The 260-nt window shown below is 61.5% G+C and carries 1 protein-coding gene; it reads right to left on the bottom strand.

Annotation, left to right across the window (positions count from 1 at the left end):
* Positions 1-260 (bottom strand): cyclic pyranopterin monophosphate synthase MoaC (locus EOD29_RS32800; RefSeq protein ID WP_281059256.1); only part of this gene is annotated, 260 nt, incomplete at both ends.

Here is a 260-nt window from a genome sequence, read left to right as displayed (position 1 = left end):
GCATCTTCCTCGATTTCGACCGTGACCTTGGTCAGCATCAGCGGATGGCAGAGCGGGATGAGATCGGCGGTGCGTTTTGCCGCCATGATGCCTGCAAGGCGCGCCGTGCCGATGACATCACCCTTCTTGGCATTGCCCTGACGGATGAGCGCAAGAGTTTCCGGCGCCATCTTCACATGACCCTCGGCGGTGGCGATGCGCACCGTCTCGGCCTTGTCGGAGACATCGACCATATGCGCCTCGCCGGAGGGATCGATATG

Origin of the sequence: Mesorhizobium sp. M1A.T.Ca.IN.004.03.1.1, from assembly GCF_003997555.1 — a bacterium.
In the GTDB taxonomy this organism is placed as follows: Bacteria; Pseudomonadota; Alphaproteobacteria; order Rhizobiales; family Rhizobiaceae; genus Mesorhizobium.
Note: the sequence above shows the minus strand (reverse complement) of the source record. Positions and strands in the feature narration are given on the sequence as shown.